General features: G+C 55.1%; 13 protein-coding genes. 5 read left to right on the top strand and 8 right to left on the bottom strand.

Annotated elements, in window-relative coordinates:
* The first annotated feature begins 122 nt into the window (after nt 1–122).
* The 4 genes from ACI7MX_RS02495 to ACI7MX_RS02480 all read left to right on the top strand — a co-directional run bounded on the left by ACI7MX_RS02495 (nt 123) and on the right by ACI7MX_RS02480 (nt 5,564).
* Nucleotides 123–2,891: an ATP-binding protein gene (locus ACI7MX_RS02495; RefSeq protein WP_405588472.1), complete on the top strand. Its 2,769-nt coding sequence runs from the start codon at nt 123–125 to the stop codon at nt 2,889–2,891.
* A gap of 11 nt (nt 2,892–2,902) precedes the next feature.
* Nucleotides 2,903–4,102 carry an EAL domain-containing protein gene (locus ACI7MX_RS02490; RefSeq protein ID WP_405588475.1) on the top strand — a complete coding sequence of 400 codons (1,200 nt, stop codon included), beginning with the start codon at nt 2,903–2,905 and terminating at the stop codon, nt 4,100–4,102.
* Between the two features lie 94 nt (nt 4,103–4,196).
* Entirely contained in the window at nt 4,197–4,847 is a 651-nt protein-coding gene (locus ACI7MX_RS02485) for a response regulator (RefSeq protein ID WP_314486450.1), read from the top strand.
* A gap of 72 nt (nt 4,848–4,919) precedes the next feature.
* A complete protein-coding gene (locus ACI7MX_RS02480; protein WP_405588478.1) occupies nt 4,920–5,564 on the top strand; it encodes a response regulator in 645 nt (214 codons plus the stop codon).
* Between the two features lies 1 nt (nt 5,565).
* Here ACI7MX_RS02480 and ACI7MX_RS02475 read toward each other — a convergent pair whose 3' ends face one another.
* The 7 genes from ACI7MX_RS02475 to ACI7MX_RS02445 all read right to left on the bottom strand — a co-directional run bounded on the left by ACI7MX_RS02475 (nt 5,566) and on the right by ACI7MX_RS02445 (nt 12,062).
* A complete protein-coding gene (locus ACI7MX_RS02475; protein ID WP_405588481.1) occupies nt 5,566–6,072 on the bottom strand; it encodes a fimbrial protein in 507 nt (168 codons plus the stop codon).
* A 19-nt stretch (nt 6,073–6,091) separates the two neighbouring features.
* The gene (locus ACI7MX_RS02470) at nt 6,092–6,574 is read right to left on the bottom strand and encodes a fimbrial protein (RefSeq protein WP_146385491.1); all 483 of its coding nucleotides are present in this window, start codon (nt 6,572–6,574) and stop codon (nt 6,092–6,094) included.
* Nucleotides 6,575–6,623: 49 nt separating this feature from the next.
* Nucleotides 6,624–7,115: a fimbrial protein gene (locus ACI7MX_RS02465; protein ID WP_405588485.1), complete on the bottom strand. Its 492-nt coding sequence runs from the start codon at nt 7,113–7,115 to the stop codon at nt 6,624–6,626.
* A 20-nt stretch (nt 7,116–7,135) separates the two neighbouring features.
* Nucleotides 7,136–8,062, bottom strand: coding sequence for a fimbrial protein (locus ACI7MX_RS02460; protein ID WP_405588488.1), 927 nt, complete (start codon nt 8,060–8,062; stop codon nt 7,136–7,138).
* Nucleotides 8,055–10,685, bottom strand: coding sequence for a fimbria/pilus outer membrane usher protein (locus ACI7MX_RS02455; protein WP_405588491.1), 2,631 nt, complete (start codon nt 10,683–10,685; stop codon nt 8,055–8,057). Before ACI7MX_RS02455 ends, ACI7MX_RS02460 begins: the two co-directional genes overlap by 8 nt.
* Before the next feature lie 35 nt (nt 10,686–10,720).
* Nucleotides 10,721–11,419, bottom strand: a complete 699-nt coding sequence (locus ACI7MX_RS02450) for a molecular chaperone (RefSeq protein ID WP_122786338.1) — start codon at nt 11,417–11,419, stop codon at nt 10,721–10,723.
* 67 nt (nt 11,420–11,486) lie between these two features.
* Entirely contained in the window at nt 11,487–12,062 is a 576-nt protein-coding gene (locus ACI7MX_RS02445) for a fimbrial protein (protein WP_314486435.1), read from the bottom strand.
* Between the two features lie 181 nt (nt 12,063–12,243).
* Between ACI7MX_RS02445 and ACI7MX_RS02440 the strand changes: the two genes are divergently transcribed.
* Entirely contained in the window at nt 12,244–15,468 is a 3,225-nt protein-coding gene (locus tag ACI7MX_RS02440; protein WP_405588494.1) for a response regulator, read from the top strand.
* A 32-nt stretch (nt 15,469–15,500) separates the two neighbouring features.
* On the opposite strand, the gene ACI7MX_RS02435 is transcribed toward ACI7MX_RS02440, so the two are convergent.
* Complete coding sequence (locus ACI7MX_RS02435; protein WP_405588497.1) at nt 15,501–16,658, bottom strand: glutathionylspermidine synthase family protein; 1,158 nt, start codon at nt 16,656–16,658, stop codon at nt 15,501–15,503.

The following is a 16,658-nucleotide window of genomic DNA, read 5'->3' as shown; positions in this document are numbered from 1 at the left end:
CCGCCTGTGACCTGATCGCGAAGACGGGAGTCGGGCGCAATGCCTGCTCCTGTTCCAGGTGCGAATGTTGTTTCAGGAATTGTCTTATTAAATTTTCATCGCCCAGGCCTCAAGCTTGTGCAATGAAATCCACCCCAAAAGCGGCTCGAAAAATCCTCCACTTATTTGCCATTGGCCTGATTGTCGCGGTCTTGGCGGGTTCGTTCGTTTATTTGCGCGCGGTCCTCAATGAAGAAGTGTCCCTTCGCCGTAGCTACATGAACGAAGCGGTGTTTAACGCGCAGGACTTTTTCGTCAGTCGCCAGACGTTGCTGACCAGTCTGGTACTGGCCAGCGTACCCAATCCCCGCGGGGCGCAAGCCGTTACCAGTGTGAACCCTGAAGAGGAGATGAACATCAGCCTGGGCAGCAATGAGGGCCACTGGAGCCTCTGGTTGACCGGTCGCATGATGGATTATTTTCGCCGCCACAAAATCAATTTGCTGTACGTGCCGCAGAGCGCCGCGCCAAAGGTGGTCCGTCTCTTCGATGCCTCAATGCAATTGCCGCAACTTCCAGCAGTCGTGCTACAGCGCCTGGCGGATCTGGGCAGGCCTTCACACAACCCCGTTGATGAGCTGTGGCTGACGGATGATCAGGTGCTGGACTCCCCGTTCTATCTGTTCAAACGTCTGGATAAGCGCCAGCTGGATTCTGGCTGGCTGGGCATTGAGGTTGAAGTGCCGGATCTGGTTGAGGCGCTGAGCAGTGAGAGTGCCGGTGATTTCTTGTTGCTGGACGATCAAGGTCGCACCCTCTTCAGCAACGCGGTGCAATCCTCGCTGGTCAGCTCGTTGCACGCCTTTAATCCGCAACAAGCCTTCGGGTTTATCGGCGGCGGCTGGTTACCTGATCGGTTGGCGATCAGAAAACAGCTGGGGTTTTCCGGCTGGCAGATTGTCTACGCCGTTGATATTGACAGCCTGCTGCCTGTTTTGGCCTGGCCGCTGGGGGGCTGCATCACGCTGTTGCTGGTGGTGTGCATCGGGCTGCGCTGGTTGATCATGCGCATTGAACGGCGCCTGATTACCCCGGGTGAACATCGCATACAGGCGCTGATTGAAAGCGAAGCCTTTAGCCGCGCGGTGTTGCACGTAGCGCCGGTGGCGCTGTGCGTGATTCGCCGTAGCGACGGCACGGTGGTGCTGGAAAACTCGCTGTCGCAGCAATGGTTAGGCAGCAGTGGAGAGCGCGGCAGCTTATGCCATGGCTGGATTCGTCGTGCTTTTGAGGAACTCGACGCCACTAAGAGCGATGAAGTTGAAATGGAGGATGGCCGCCTTCTCTACCTTGCTTTCGCCCCCACCCGCTACAAACGTGAAGACGTATTGATTTGTGCCTTTAGCGACATCAGCGAGCGCAAACAAATTGAAGTCACGTTGGAGCGCGCCCGGCAACTGGCTGATCGCGCCAATGAAGCCAAAACCCTCTTTCTGGCGACCATGAGCCATGAAATCAGAACACCGCTGTATGGCGTACTGGGTACGCTTGAACTGCTGGCGCGGACTGAACTGAACGAGCAGCAGAATAACTACTTGAAAGCCATCGAGCGTTCCTCCGGCAACCTGCTGCAATTGATTTGCGATGTGCTGGATGTGTCGCGTATTGAAGCGGGTCAGTTGCAGCTGGAACTCAATACCTTCAGCCCAATGGAGCTCATCGAAGAAGTGATTCAGGGCTATTGCGCCGCGGCACACGCCAAAGGCTTGCAGCTGTTTGCGCTGATTGATGCATCCGTGCCGGAGTGGTTGCTGGGCGATGTCACGCGTATTCGTCAGATTCTCAACAACCTGATCAACAACGCGGTGAAATTTACCGACAACGGCAAAATTGTCCTGCGCCTGAAAATGGACAGCCGTGATGATGAGTGCGTCATGTTGCACTGGCAGGTCTCAGACACCGGTAAGGGGATCGCGGATGAAGATCAGGTCCATCTGTTCGAGCCTTTCTATCAAGTGGAATCCGCGAAAAATGTAGTCGCGGGCACGGGGCTGGGCCTGTCCATTTGCAAGCGGCTGATGCACTTGATGAACGGAACCATGCGCCTGGTCAGTGAGCCCGGGCTGGGTAGCAGCTTCACCCTGCACCTGCCTTTGGTGCAGGTGCGAGACCCACAGCGCCTGAGTCGCTTTTGTGAGTTGGCACCCTCGGCGGTGTATGTGGTGTCGCCTTTACGCGAGTTGGCGCAGTGTTATTGCGACTGGCTGCGACGCTGGGGCGTGCGTGCCCAACTGGGCGCCCCCAAGGCGGGTGATAGAGGCCATGGCGCCGTGTTGCTGGAGTTGCACCCCGGTGCGGCCCGGCAACGGCTGGAGCCTGAGTGGCAGGGGCCTGCCGTTGTCGCAGCCAGTGACCTGTCCACACCGCTTGATCCTCAGTCGGCGTGTTGGCAAGCCGACCTTAACAGCCTGCAAGACGTGCATCGGGCGTTGCGCAAGGCGCAGGGCACCCGTGTCGATTCACCGCTGGATACGGTCACAGAAAAGCGTGAGTTCCAGCTCAAGCTGCGGGTGCTGGTGGCGGAAGACAATGTCATCAATCAACTGATTTTGCGTGACCAGCTCGAAGAGTTGGGCTGCACGGTGGCACTGGTCAGCAATGGTCAGGAAGCCCTTAGGCGCTGGCAAGAGGAGCCGTTCGATCTGGTGCTCACCGACGTCAACATGCCGAAAATGAATGGTTATGAGTTGGCTGCCCAGTTGCGAGCCTTGAACGTCACACAGCCGATCATTGGTGCCACCGCCAGTGCAATGCGCGACGAAGAAGAGCGCTGCCTGAGTGCGGGCATGGACCAGTGTCTGATCAAGCCTTTTACGCTGCACACCTTGTACAACTGTCTTCAGCACTTCTAAAGGAGGGTCCAGTGAAGCCCTATCGTGTACTGGTCGTTGAGGATCATCCTTTTCAACATGAATATTTGCTGAATGTCTTCAACGGGGTAGGAGGCTTTAAGGTTGACACCGTATGGGATGGCGACGGAGCGTTGGAATGCCTGTCGCGTCATGACTATGACTTGATTCTGAGCGACTTGCTGATGCCCGTCATGGATGGTGTGCAGTTGATTCAGAAAATTTCAGCCTTGAAAAAACCGCCTGCATTGGCGTTGATGAGCGCCTCGTCACGGCGCATGTTGATCAGTGCGGGGCTGGCGGCAAAAAACCTCGGTATTTCAGTCGTGGGTTTGATCTCCAAGCCGGTTGAAGCCAGTGCCGTTATGCGCTTGAAAGAGCGCATGGCGATATTTCGCAACAGCGGCGAAATGCAGCACCCGGCGCTGACCATACGGATTGACCCGCAAAGCATCGAACAGGCGATGAAAAACGGTCAGATTCAGGCGTGGTTCCAGCCCAAGAAGTCGTTGCGCAACGGCACCATTCTCAGTGCTGAAGCCTTGGTTCGCTGGACCCATCCTGAGGTCGGTGTGTTGTTGCCCAAAGACTTTCTGCCCACCTTGATCAGCATGGGCCTTGAAGAGCGGCTGCTGTGGCTGATGCTGGAGCAGACGTTGCAAGCTCAGCGAAAGTGGCGCCTGCAAGGGTGGGACATTCCCGTGTCGATCAATCTGCCCACGCATTTGTTGGATAACCATGATTTGGCAGACCGTTTGCGTGACTACGTCACCGCCGATGGTGCGGAGCCGCGCAGCATTGTGTTTGAGCTGATGGAAAGCTCTACCACCGAGGAACTGAGTAATTACTTCGCGGGGGCGTGTCGCTTGCGCATGATGGGCTTTGGGCTGGCGCAAGATGACTTCGGCAAAGGCTTCAGTTCTTATTTCAACCTGGTGTCGACTCCTTTTAGCGAACTCAAGATTGATCGTTCGCTGGTGCACGGCTGCGTCGAGAATGAAAATCTGGCCTCGGCCCTGCGCAGCTTGGTTGAACTAAGCCGCAAACTGGGGCTGACGGTCGTCGCTGAAGGGGTTGAAACACAGGAGGAGCTGGCGTTCCTGCGCGGGATTGAGTGTGACCAAGCCCAAGGCTTTTTGATTTGCGGCGCGGTTTCCAGCTCAGATTTTGAAACTCTTTTACTCGAAGATAGCTCTAAGCCATCATGGGGATAGCCCCGAGTATTACTGATTGGCATGGCCTCCTTTAAGCGCGACTACGCGCGAGCTTACAGAAGGTCACGTTTGCCCTTCTTGCTGGAGCCAGGCAATGCGCGAATTAAAGGTAGTGATTGCCGATGATCATCCGGTGGTCTTGGTGGGGCTTCGAGAAGTCATTCAGCGCAACGAGTGCTTCGTCCTGGTGGGCGAGGCGGTGTGCTCATCGCAGTTGATCGGGCAGATGCAGTTGCATCAGCCTGATCTGGTGATTACCGATTTCAACATGCCGGGTGACGATACTTATGGCGACGGCCTGCCACTGATTGAACACATCACTGCGCAGTTTCCCGGTGTGAAAATTTTGGTGCTGACCATGGTGAGTAACCATTTGATCATTTCACGCCTGTTGGAACTGGGGGTGGCGGGGGTAATAGCTAAAAGTCATATCCACCAGGAAATCGGTAAGGCCCTAAAGGCGTTGGCCAATGATCGGCCTTATCTGGCGCCCGCCGAGCAGGCCAGCTCTGTTATCACCAACCTCACCGTGATAGATGAGCGCTTCTCTACGCTTTCACCTCGTGAAGTTGAGGTGCTGCGCCTGTTTGTGGCGGGCAGTAGCATTGGGGACATTGCCCGCCAATTGGATCGCAGTGTCAAAACAGTCAGTACGCAAAAAGTGTCGGCCATGCGCAAGCTGGAAGTGCTGACCGACCATGCCTTACTCACTTACTGCATCAAGGCTGACCCTTTCGAGTCCTGAAAGACGCCGGGGCTGTGGTCGCTGACGAGGCATAACACGCACACTGTTTTCAGGGCTGGAGTCAGGTACGCCATGGTGCAAATGAATGTTTTGTTGGCCGACGATCATCCGATTGTGTTGATGGGCGTACGCGAAATCATTGAGCGCGACCCGCGATTTAACGTCGTGGGCGAAGCGCTGAACTCTTCCGAGCTCATCAGTAAGGTGGCGCAGCTGCGTCCCGACGTCATCATCACTGACTACAACATGCCGGGTGACGAGCAGTACGGCGACGGAACGCGCCTGGTGGAATACCTGCGGCGTCATTTTCCTGAGCCACGGGTGTTGATTCTGACGGCGCTCTCCAATCCCCAAGTGCTGGCCTGGTTGTACGATTTGGGAATCAGTGCAGTCATTTCAAAAAGTGCCGGGTTGGAACAAATACTGGTGGCGCTGGATGCCTTGTACCGTGAAGGGCATTACCAGCAGCACACACTGGATGAGATGCCGAGTGCAGACGCACATGGCTTCACCCAACGGTTGAGCCAGCTAACGGTCAAGGAGTTTGAAGTGTTGCGCCTGTTCGCTTCAGGCAGAAGCGTGAGTGATATTGCGCTGTCACTGAACCGCAGTGTTAAAACCATCAGTACCCTGAAAATTTCAGGGATGCGCAAACTCGACGTCGACAGTGATCAGGCACTGTTGATTCTGTGCATCAAGGCCAATTTATTTGCCTGACTTACAGGTAAATGATTTCCATCAATAACGTTGAACTGTAACTGCCGATAGCGGGCAGTTCATCAGCCGTCTTCACTGGCCTGACTGACAGCTTAAGTTTGAACAGCGTGTCTTCAACAGGGAAGCTCAACGCCTCGCCGAATTTTACGTCCAGCAATTTGGCGACGCTGGTCATGTCAGTAAGGCGTGTTTTCAAGCCCAGCGTGTCGAGGGTCGTGCGCAAGGTACTGCTGTCATAGGCGCCGTTGCCCGCGCTGAACTTCAGGAACACCTGGCTGCCTTTGATGCACTGAAAATCAAGGGCCACATCGGTCCATTCGGTCATGTCAGACCGTAGAGAATTAAGGTTCACCTTGGGGATTTCCACACTCTGTGAGGCCGGGAAACTGGCCGTGCAGGGCGGCTTTATCAGCGTGCCCTTGATATCCAGTGAAGGAGCGTCTGCTGCGCAGCCTGTGGAGCTAAAGCTCAGGAATAGTGCAGCCAACAGTGAAAGCCACAGGCTCATTCGGGCGATCATGTTCATATCACAAGTAGTCGATATTAATGACGGCGGAGGCCGAGAAATCGCCTTCGGACAATGCGCCTTGGGCCACCAGTTTTGCCTTCATACTCAGGTCAACGGCTCCATTGAGGTTGGTCAGGTTTCGCTTTGTTCCCTTAATGTTGATCAGCGAGCTGTCACTTTTCCACAACAGGGAATACCCCAGGTTTGCTCTGCCGGCAGAGGCCACCGTGTCCGACAGCGCAGAGGATGCTGTGACGCTGATATTGAGCACCGAGTTGGCTGGGCAGGTCAGGGTCACCGGAACATCGATCTGCGCAGCCGTGTCTACCTGGTCATAGCGAAGGCTGCCAAAGTCCGCGGTCAGCACTTTATTGCTGGTCAATGTGCAGGGCGGTCGAATCAGGGTGCCTTTGACGGTGAGTGTGCTGCTGTCGCTGGCCGCGAGCGTGGTACCGGATGCAAGCAGGCCCAGCAATGAGAGCGCTATCAGTTGTTTATTCATGTTCTGTTCCTATGGCAGAGGGCAAAGCAGGATCGGCAAGTGAAAGCGGTCACAAGTACTCAATGCTGATGACTGAGGAAGCACTGAATGTCCCCTCGGAGACTGCGCCCAGCGCAGTCAGTTTGGCCTTCATACTCAAATCGACAGTGCCACTCTGGTTGGTCAGATTGCGTTTTGCGCCTCTGACGTTGACGGCTGAGTTATCGTCGCTCCAGTACATCAAGTAAGCCAAGTTGTCCTTCCCTGCATAAGCCTGAGTGGTTGAGCCCTGAAAGACATTGGAGGCCATGACGCTGATACTCAGCGCCGAATTGGCCGGACAGTTCAGCGTGACGGGGATGTCGATCATCGATGCCGCCGCAATTTGGTCATAGCGCATCGTGCCGAAGTTAACGGTGAGTGTTTTGCTGCTGGTCAATGTGCAAGGTGGCCGTGTGAGTGTGCCGCTGACATTCACGGTCACGGTGTCGGTGGCGGCGATGGCTGAGGTGCTGGCCATACCGGCAATAAGTGCTGCGGCCAGCGATACGCATAATTTCATGGTCGAACGCCTTTGCCTGATCAGGGGTAGGTAATGTTGAGGGTGTATTGACTGGTGAAGTTGCCGGTCGGCGATACGCTGGTATTCAATCGCGGCCGAAAGCCCACACCTATTGTGTTGGCGCCTGTTGACAGCGTTAACGTACGCGGGCTGTTGAAGGTGACTGCTGTGCCGGTGTCGGCCCAGGTGGCGGCCATCGACAGCCCGGCCAGCGTGGTCGCTGAAACACCCGTGCTACCACTGATTGCCGCTTGGGTTGGCACCAGAGAGGCCGTGACTTGAGTGCCTCTGGTGCAGTTCATCGTGACATTTGCCACTTGCTGGGTAGTGGCAAAATCGTTGCTGTTGAGCGTGCCGAAAGACAGGTTCATGGTTTTAGCCGAACCCAGGGCGCAGGCGGGTTGGACAACCCGGTAACTGAGAATAACGGTCTGGAGGTAGTCGCCATAGGCCTCATAACCCCGAATAGAGGTGTCCGTCAGCGATACGCTGACCATGTAATTGCCCGGTGTGGTTGAGGCTGTTCCATACAGCAGTACGTTGTAAGAAAAGGTGTTGCCCACGAACAACTGAACACAGCTTGACGGCATGCAAACGGTGCTGGCGGTGCCGATAGACTGTTCAGGAACCATCAAGCCCGAGTTGGTATGAAACACCTGAATCTTGCTGCCTTTACCCACGTTATAGAACTGGGTGTGCTGCAGCGACGAACCATAGGGATACCAGCGAGTGACTCGGCAATTGGCCGTCATGTTGGCGGTATACGTTTGTCCGGGTGTCAGATCGCCCAACTCAATAAGGCCCGTGGTGCCCGTTGCCGTGCAGCTAAGGTTGTTTTCAATCAAGGCAAACGCATGCTGGCTGGCAAACATGAGGAGCATCGTCAGCAGGAACAAAAACCCTTTTACCCAGCGTGGGCGAAGAGGTTGGACTATCGGGTTATTCATCGGAGCTACCTTGGGGGGCTGCTGGCGTTACCAGCTTGGCATCGCAACGGATGTGCAGTTGTCCGATGCCCGTTTCTGAAAGGTCATAGGTACTCAGATCCAAAGCCTTGGAGCACCACGGCTGACCGTTGACGTTGATTAACAGTCGCGCTTTGTCTGGCACACCTGTCATAAATACCCGGCCTTTGTCGGCCACCATGGCCGTGCTCAGCAAGCTGCCATTTAGGTCAAACAGCTGAGATTCGGCGGCAAAAGGGGCTGGCTTGCCATCGCTGGAACTCACGCTAATCAACAGGCGACGGCCGTTATGGGTTTCAAAATTAGCCAGCACAAACGCACCGCGATTAGGCGTGACTTCCTGAACCAGATTCGCGATGTCGGTGTTGTCCGATAACGAGTCGGTATTCAGTGACACCTTGTTTTTACGATAAGGCTGGGCGGATGGAATAACCGTGTAGCCGCTGCTGTTGGTTTTGATCCCGCTTTTGGTCAGTACGCCGACGTTTGCAGCACCCGGTGTGGCGACAATAATGTTGGTTTCGCCTAATGGCTGGGTAAACATCACCGTGTCGCGAGTGGCCACGACTGCGCCTTCCACGCCATAGTCCGACTGACGAGTGTTTTGATCCCTGTTGTAAGAGCCGTGCCAAATGGCATTCGCCGCGTTGTAACGGGCAGCAATCGAGCTGCCGAGCACGCGATCGTCGTCAGAGATCTGTTGATTGATCCCCACGTTGTAAGACAGCGAGTCATCCTGGAATTGAGAGCCGCTGAAGGTAGCGTTACGGCTGGCATTGCCGGCTGAGTCCTGGTTTGTACTCAGACCCACACGGCTGGTACTGCCGGGATTGCCGAACGGAATACTGACACTCACCGACAGGCTGCGAACGTCATCGCCGGTACCGCTGTTTTGTGCCAGACCTACGTTGTACGAAGCCCGGCCGACACTGAAGCTGTAGCCCACTTGAATGGAGGTATTGCTTTGGGCGCGGTTCCAATAATCGGTTTTGGTCAGGTTGGCGTACATCCCGCCATAAGTCCCCAGCTGTTGCGAAACGTTAGCGGTAAAGCTGCTTTTCATATGGCCACCTAAATAAGGCGAAAAAGCCCCGCTGTTGATCAAGGTTTCATCGACATAGGGCGTCAGCGTGTTATTGGCGCGCGCATCGATGGCTTCATTAAAGCTGTAGTAACCGCTGGTGGAGTAGCGGTAGCCCACCAGGCTGAAACTGGTGTCTGTGAGGTCGATGGACTTGGAATAGCGAAAGCGATACGACTGGCCCGACAGCGTTTTGGAATCCGTACCGATGTCATCGCTGATGGCGTGGGTCACGTCCAGCGAGATGGCACCGAAACCAGCAAAGTCATGAGCGAAGCCTATGAGCGCTGATTTGTACTGCTGACTCACGATGCTGCCGCCGAACAGGGTGGTGCCCTCAGTTAAACCGCGGCGGTAAGTGCCTTGGAAAAAGCTCGGTTTCTCCGAATGTAACGTCCCGTCGGCGGGGCGAAACTGGCCAGCTGTCACGCTGTAGCTTTGCTGGCCTTCGCGCAGCATGTACGGCACCGACGAGAACGACTGGATATACACCTGGCGTTCGCCATTGGGGCCCTCGACGGTGACTTCGATATCACCGTTGCTGGAGGTCGAGTACAGCCCTTTAAGTGCAAAGGGCCCAGAGGGCACCCACTGTTCGCTGATGACGTAGCCGCGCTGGCGCAACGTGACCAATGAGCGGCCGTTGGCCACACCGCGGATAACCGGCGCAAAATTACGGGCATCATCGGGCAGCATATCCAGATCAGACGCCACGCTCGCACCGCGGTAGGAGATCGTGTCAAACAGATCGCTGTCGGTAGAACTCTCACCGAGCGTGGCAATGGCCATCATGTTGCCCAGATCACGCTGGACATAGGTGTCCACCGACTTCCAGCTACCGTCGACGTTGGTGCTTTTTTGCCATGTCGAGAAATTGCGAAAGCGCCAGGCACCACTGTTAATCCCACTGTGGACGCTGCCGAATTGGGACTGCCGGCTACCGGTCTGGTTGTTGTAGTTGCTCCCGGAAAAACTGTAATTGGCAAACGCTACCTGCTCGCCGTCATTCCAGTTTTTACGACGGGTCTCGAAGGGCACATCGCCAATGAATGCCTGCGGCACTTGCAGATTTAACTGCTGCTTATTGAAGTCATAGTCGTAGGTGACGCCGGTCAGTTCGCGGTTGAAGTAAACGCAGTTATCGCTACTGATGTCGGCGTCTTTCAAACGCGCGGGGTCAATACCCAGCTCCGACAGGGCCTGAAGGCTGAAGCAGGGGAACAGGCCATTCGGGGTTGATACCTGGCTGGCTGTTTCACGAATGAAGTTCATGTCTCGCTGTTCGATCAGGCGGTCATCCACTGACAGATCGATGCGGTAGATCCCGGGCAGTTGGCCTTGGCTCATGGCTTTAACTTGTTCGGCCACTTCGGCTGATGCGTTGCCGCCGCCAATTTCCAGGAATGAGGAGTCGAAGCTGTAATCGGCATTTACGGCGGTTGCAGTAAGACCGACAGCACTCAAGCTAACACTGCTCCAGCTTTTTACTCGGCGCGCGAAGGCGCACATGCGCTCTCGCAGCATGAGAAGGTCCTTCCATTCGACTAGTCATTCAGGGATCAATGAAGGGTGATGGGTGCTGCCTTGACGGTGCTGCCGTATTCGTTGATGTAGGTGAGCGCCAGCGTGTCGCTGTTTTTCAGCGGTATCGCCGTGGTCACCGTACTGCCGGGCTTGATCACCTCGGGCATGCCTTTGCTGGCGGTGTTGTTAATCAGAAAATCACTGACAACCACGTTAAAACCCGATGGGTTTTGTACGGTCAATTTTCCGCCTTCAGCGCGCCATTGCAGATTTTTCACCGCCTCTTCAAGAGAACCTTGCAGGCCTGCAGGGCGGTAAAACAGTTTGATGGTGGTTTTGAGTGCAATCTGCAAAACGTTCTGATTGCTTTGCTCGGCGCTCTTGGCCGGGATCGCTTTGACGTTCAGCAAAAACAAGCTTTCTTTATCGGTAGGCAGGTTTTGCGCATTGGTCGCGATGATGCGCAGGATGTTCTGGCCTTTAGCGTCCAGACGGAACAGGGGCGGGGTGATGATAAATTCATCCGCACTGTCGTCACGGTTGTCGTAAGGGCTGACCCATGACTGCACCAGGTACGGCACGCCGTCTTCACCAGAGTTGGAAAGTGAAAGGTTGGCTTCCTTTTCCTTGCTTTGGTAAATGACCCGGGTAGCGCCCACATTGACGCCCGCCTGAACTTGCGGCAGCCAAAAGCCTGCTGCTAAAGCCAAAAAGGCTGCAACTTTTAAACGCATTTAAATGTCCTCTGTTCAACGCCAGAGCCCGTGTAAAGCCACGAGCTCTTGCGTTAAAAAACACGCGTTACTTGTAGGTAACGTCGAAGGTAGCCAGCGCGTTGACGGTACCGGTACCGATACCGCGGGTATCAGGAGCACCATCAGCACCTGGGGTGTCAGCAACCAGACGTACGTAGGACGCTGTGAAGTCGAAGGTGTTGGATTGAGGGCGCAGCACGTAGTCGGTGCTGGCGGTGTTCAAAGGCAGTTTGTCACCGGTGCGTGCGTCGGCGATCTGGATACCCAGGCCTTTGACTTGGTTAGCACCGACCATGCCCAGTACGGTGGCATCTGTTGCAGCTTGTTGGCCGCTGAATTTGATCGAAGCGTTCTTCAGCGTCGAACCGCTGCAGTTTTCCAGCGAAATCGAGAACGGAGTGTCACCGGCAGTGGCGCCAACAGTGTTTGCGAAGTCAGCGATACGGACCTGGCCCATATCAACCGATTTCTTCACGCTTTCACTGTTAATGGTGCAGGCGTTATCGTTAATGACGCCCGTGAACTCAACCTGGCCGTCAGCTGCTTGTGCAGTCGTTGCAGCCATTGCGATCAGCAGGGTTGAACCGCACAGAGCAGTGTATTTGCCGATTGTTTGAAACATGAGAGATACCCTCTACAAAAGTTATGTGTCATATCCATTTTTAACAGTCCCCCCTGTTCACGGCTGGCCGCAGCAGGTGTTGCATAGGATGCAATGTGTCGGGTGCAACCCCCATAAGACGATTCCTGTTTTAGGACGCTTAACTTTTTTGGGCTGCAATGCCCCTGATAGGCTCTCTCTCATGAAGCAAGCAAAAGTACGTCTTGGTGCACTGGCACTGAGCTCTTTGAGACTTAACAAACTGTTGATGTTGCTGACCGGGCTGGCTCTGTTGCTGGTGAGCATGAGTTATTGGGCAATTAACCGGGTGTTGAAGGAGGAGGGCGAAAAGATCGACTTTCATTTCGCGCGCTTGATGGAAAGCATTCATGAGCACGAAACTTTTTTGCGCAGCGCTGCCGAGAGCTACGGTCAGGACAGCGGTAACCTGTTGATGGACAGCAAACCGCACTCCCACGTTGAGTTGATGCGTCAGGGCGATGAGCGCTTGTTCCAGAACCGCGACACCGCCAAGTCGATGCCGTTTACCGTGAGCCAACGCGATCAATTCAGTGCGGCGGACATGCAGGGCGTTTACTCGTTCGGTGTTCAATTGACCGATCTGTTCGCCGCCTACTGGTCTGACTCTTACTATTGGGCACCCCAGGTCTTTGTTTTTTCACCCTCGGACCAGTTCACCATCGCCGTGCCCGGCATTGATGGCACCCGGCAATTTGCGCTGTTGCGCAGAACCAACTTTTTCGAGGTCACCAAGCGTCTCTATGACGACCTGATTCCGCGCCAGCCCGCGCTGGCGAATAAGCAATTGCTGTGGATGAGAGCACCGCCCGGTCTTGTGGAAAAACGTAAATACATCGTCGGGGCGATCGGCATCGACTTGGCCCGCAACTTTTTACCGTCCAAAGATGATCAAGGTGGGGTTGTTCTGACGGCATTGCTGGATGTCAGTGACATTGGCGATCTTGAGCGGTTGCTGATGAGGACCAGCAACAGTCACCTCACCCTGATCTCGCCGACCGGAGATGTGTTGCTCGGTGACGTCAAGGACGTGGAAGAGCTGGCGCCAGGATTGAGTTTTGCCCGCGACGGGTTGCGTTTCAAACTGACCTCGGCAGGTCCGGATCGGTGGACTGGCCTGTATTCCATCAGCTATCAAAACTTCTTTGGCTATGCGAAATGGCCATTGTTGGCCGCAGTGGGTCTGCTTTTGCTGTTTGCGTTGATTGGCTGGCGCGTTAACCGCTGGTATCGCGAGCGGATTATCGAGCCTGCTCAACGCTCCAGCCAGTCGCTGGCCGAGAGTGAAGAGTTCAACCGCGTCATGCTGGACAGTGCCCCGGTCGGGTTATGTGTCGTACAGCGAAGCACCGGTGTGGTGCTGCTGGAAAACCAGCGTGCGCAGCAATGGCAGGGCACTGCTGAGCTGATTGCGTTGTTGAAGCGTGATTATGGTGAGCATGAGTTAGGGGAAGTTCAGCTGGAAGTGGCGGGGCGCTACTTGCAGGCCTGCTTCGCGTTCACCCGTTACAAGGGCAAAGACGTGGTGCTGTGCGGCTTCAACGACATTACCCGGCACGTGGATGACGCCAACCTGATGGAACAGGCGAGGCGCTCGGCCGATGAGGCGAGCAAGGCCAAGACCCTGTTTCTGGCCACCATGAGCCACGAGATCCGCACGCCGCTCTATGGGGTGTTGGGCAATATCGAATTACTGGAACTCACCGCGCTTGATCAACGGCAACGTGAGTACCTGTCCACCATTCAACGCTCCTCTTCGGTGTTGTTTCAGTTGATCAGCGATGTGCTGGATGTGTCCAAGATCGAGTCCGGACAAATGGCGGTCGAAACCAAAGACTTCTGCCCGCTCGACCTTTTTGAAGACGCTGTACGCAGCTATGCCGCGTCGGCCACCAACAAAGGCCTGAGTATTTTCGCCTGTGCCGATGCCACCCTGCCGGCTCTGGTGCGGGGGGATGCGGTGCGCATCCGGCAGATTATTAACAATTTGCTAAGCAATGCGATCAAGTTCACCGATTCAGGACGCGTTGTGTTGCGCCTCAAAGTCACTGAGTTGGAGCAGGGGCAGGTGTCTTTGCAGTGGCAAGTGTCGGATACCGGTGTCGGTATCAGCGAGCAACAGCTGGCGAAGTTGTTCAAACCCTTTTCACAGGTAGGTGGCAGCGAGCGTACAGGCGGTGCGGGTCTGGGTTTATCCATTTGCGCGCGCCTGAGTGAAATGATGGGGGCCAACTTGCGCGTGGTCAGCGAGCCGGGGCTGGGCAGTAGCTTCTCCTTGCAAATACGTTTGCCGATTGTGGCGGGTTCGCTGACGCATAGGACCGATATTGATCTTCAGGGCGTCAGTGTGTCTGTGCGTGCGCCGCTTAAAGACCTTGCCCTGAGCCTGATTGACTGGTTAACGGGGTGGGGCGCACGTGCGCATCTGTATGCGCCAGACGACACGGGCGATAGCAAGGCTATTTTGCTGGAGGTCGCACCTGACCCCTTGCAGCCCGTGCAATGGGCGGGCGAGCGCGTCATTGCCACCGAATCGGGGCCGGGCCAGGCACAACGAACGGCCACGGGTTGGGAGGTCAACGGTTTTGACATTCGCGGCATTGCTAACGCCTTGATGGCCGTCGCGCATGGCAGTGCTCCCCCTATGGCCGTGCGAACGGTAGAACCTGCTTCTCATCTGGCGCTGAAGGTGCTGGTAGTGGAGGACAATCCTATTAACCGGGAAATCCTCAAAGAACAACTCCAAGCGCTGGGCGTAGAGGTGACGTTGGCCGAAGACGGTGAGCAAGCCGTGCTGCGCTGGCAGGAGGGGGCGTTTGACCTGATTATCACTGACGTCAATATGCCCAAACTCGATGGCTACCAATTAGCCCGGCACATCCGCCAGTTCGACCCGGCCATTGCGATAATTGGTGTGACCGCCAACGCCATGCGTGAAGAGGGCGAGCAATGCCTGGCTGCAGGGATGAGCGCATGGCTGGTTAAACCTTTGAGCCTGATGACATTGCGTCATACGTTATCGGTTTACGGCTCGGCCTCTGTGCAGGAGGCCCCGCAGCCAGTGACGGTGGCGGTTCCTGCGGATGACCTGGACGGCTGGATCAACTTGTCGCCTGCCATGCATAGACTGTTCATCTCCACCCTGCAGGAAGACTTAGAACACGCAGGGCAAGCCCTTATTGCGGGCAATACCACCACGTTGATCAATCATGTACACCGTATGAATGGTGCATTGGCCTCAGTGCGCGCGGTTAGTCTGGCGGCGGCCTGCAATGAATGCGAACTGGCTTTATTGCAGGAACCTTTGAGTTCGGCCTCCATCGCACAGTTAAATGCGTTGTTGCAGCGTTTGCGTGAGGTGGTGCAGAGAATGGAAGACAGGGTGTAATTATTGCCCTTTCAGGAGATATGAGACTGTAATCAGTCGAGCACTATATGGGGTACAAACCGACTTGTATTCTTTGTGATTAATGTGTCGTCCTCGCGAATACCAATGCCTGACGGCACATCTCCAATGACCCAGGAACCTATCAACGTAAAGCTGTCGCCGAATTTGGGCAGAGGCTCAAACTTCTGCAGAATAAAGGGGCCTTCGGTATAAGGACCTTCTTGAAAGACGCGCTCTCCGTTCGTGGTTCGAAGCTCTATATTTGCGCCTTCACGAGAGAAAAATGGCTTTCGAACCCAGCCCTTTGGCAAAGGTTTGTCTGGCGTTGAATCGAAAAAAGTAGGCAGCAGGTTTGGGTGCCCTTTGTTGAATTCCCACAACAATGGCAGCATGCCTTTGTTGCTCAGAATGGCTTTCCATGCAGGCTCTATGAATCTGGTGTCGGCATCCGGGATGGACGAACCATAAGGCTCATGGAAAATATGCTCCCAGGGGTGCAGTTTGAACAAGCGCTGGATCCAGTTTCCATCGAGATCCACAAAGCGCCCGGCCTGCGTGAGACCTATGTGCTCAAGGTCGATATGCCTGGCGTCTATACCGGCATTGCCAGCCATCTTGCGTAAAAAGTCAGTTGTGCCGCGGTCTTCGAGCGAGGCTGAGATTGACGAGAAATAAAACGGTGTGTCCTTATTTAGCGATGCGAAAACACGCGTTAAATCATGGGCGAGCGTGTTGTACTGCGTGGCATTAACAGGCAATTGCTCTTGCTGGAGTAAATCTTCAAGCCATAGCAATTGAACCGAGGCCGCTTCCAGCAATGAAGTCGGCGTATCTGCGTTGCTTTCAATGAGTTTGGCAGGGCCCTTCCCATCGTAGATAAAATCGAAACGACTGTAGAGATAAGGATGTCGATCCTTCCATGAACGCCACACCAGATCATGGAACTGAGGTGGTATCGCCAGCCGCGAGAGCAACGCTTCGCTATCGACCACCCGGGCGACCAAGTCCATGCTCATCTCATGAAGCTCTTGAGTCGGCCTTTCAATGTCTTGAGTGATTTGTGCCTCAGTAAACTGGTAATAACCTCGCTCATCCCAATAGCGCGCGCCCTCAACGGTGTGGAAAAAAAATCCGCCGCTCTCCACCTTCTGTTGCCAGTTGGCGCGCTCCTTGATGCTGACTTTTTTCAC

This window comes from Pseudomonas sp. 2024-210 (genome assembly GCF_045062345.1).
GTDB lineage: Bacteria > Pseudomonadota > Gammaproteobacteria > Pseudomonadales > Pseudomonadaceae > Aquipseudomonas.
Note: the sequence above shows the minus strand (reverse complement) of the source record. Positions and strands in the feature narration are given on the sequence as shown.

Bases quoted from the DNA above. Each gene is read 5' to 3' on its own strand.
- ACI7MX_RS02485 (WP_314486450.1), top strand. From the start codon at position 4,197: ATGCGCGAATTAAAGGTAGTGATTGCCGATGATCATCCGGTGGTCTTG.
- ACI7MX_RS02440 (WP_405588494.1), top strand. From the start codon at position 12,244: ATGAAGCAAGCAAAAGTACGTCTTGGTGCACTGGCACTGAGCTCTTTG.
- ACI7MX_RS02470 (WP_146385491.1), bottom strand. From the start codon at position 6,574: ATGAATAAACAACTGATAGCGCTCTCATTGCTGGGCCTGCTTGCATCC.
- ACI7MX_RS02495 (WP_405588472.1), top strand. From the start codon at position 123: ATGAAATCCACCCCAAAAGCGGCTCGAAAAATCCTCCACTTATTTGCC.
- ACI7MX_RS02450 (WP_122786338.1), bottom strand. From the start codon at position 11,419: ATGCGTTTAAAAGTTGCAGCCTTTTTGGCTTTAGCAGCAGGCTTTTGG.
- ACI7MX_RS02460 (WP_405588488.1), bottom strand. From the start codon at position 8,062: ATGAATAACCCGATAGTCCAACCTCTTCGCCCACGCTGGGTAAAAGGG.
- ACI7MX_RS02480 (WP_405588478.1), top strand. From the start codon at position 4,920: ATGGTGCAAATGAATGTTTTGTTGGCCGACGATCATCCGATTGTGTTG.
- ACI7MX_RS02455 (WP_405588491.1), bottom strand. From the start codon at position 10,685: ATGCTGCGAGAGCGCATGTGCGCCTTCGCGCGCCGAGTAAAAAGCTGG.
- ACI7MX_RS02465 (WP_405588485.1), bottom strand. From the start codon at position 7,115: ATGAAATTATGCGTATCGCTGGCCGCAGCACTTATTGCCGGTATGGCC.
- ACI7MX_RS02445 (WP_314486435.1), bottom strand. From the start codon at position 12,062: ATGTTTCAAACAATCGGCAAATACACTGCTCTGTGCGGTTCAACCCTG.
- ACI7MX_RS02475 (WP_405588481.1), bottom strand. From the start codon at position 6,072: ATGAGCCTGTGGCTTTCACTGTTGGCTGCACTATTCCTGAGCTTTAGC.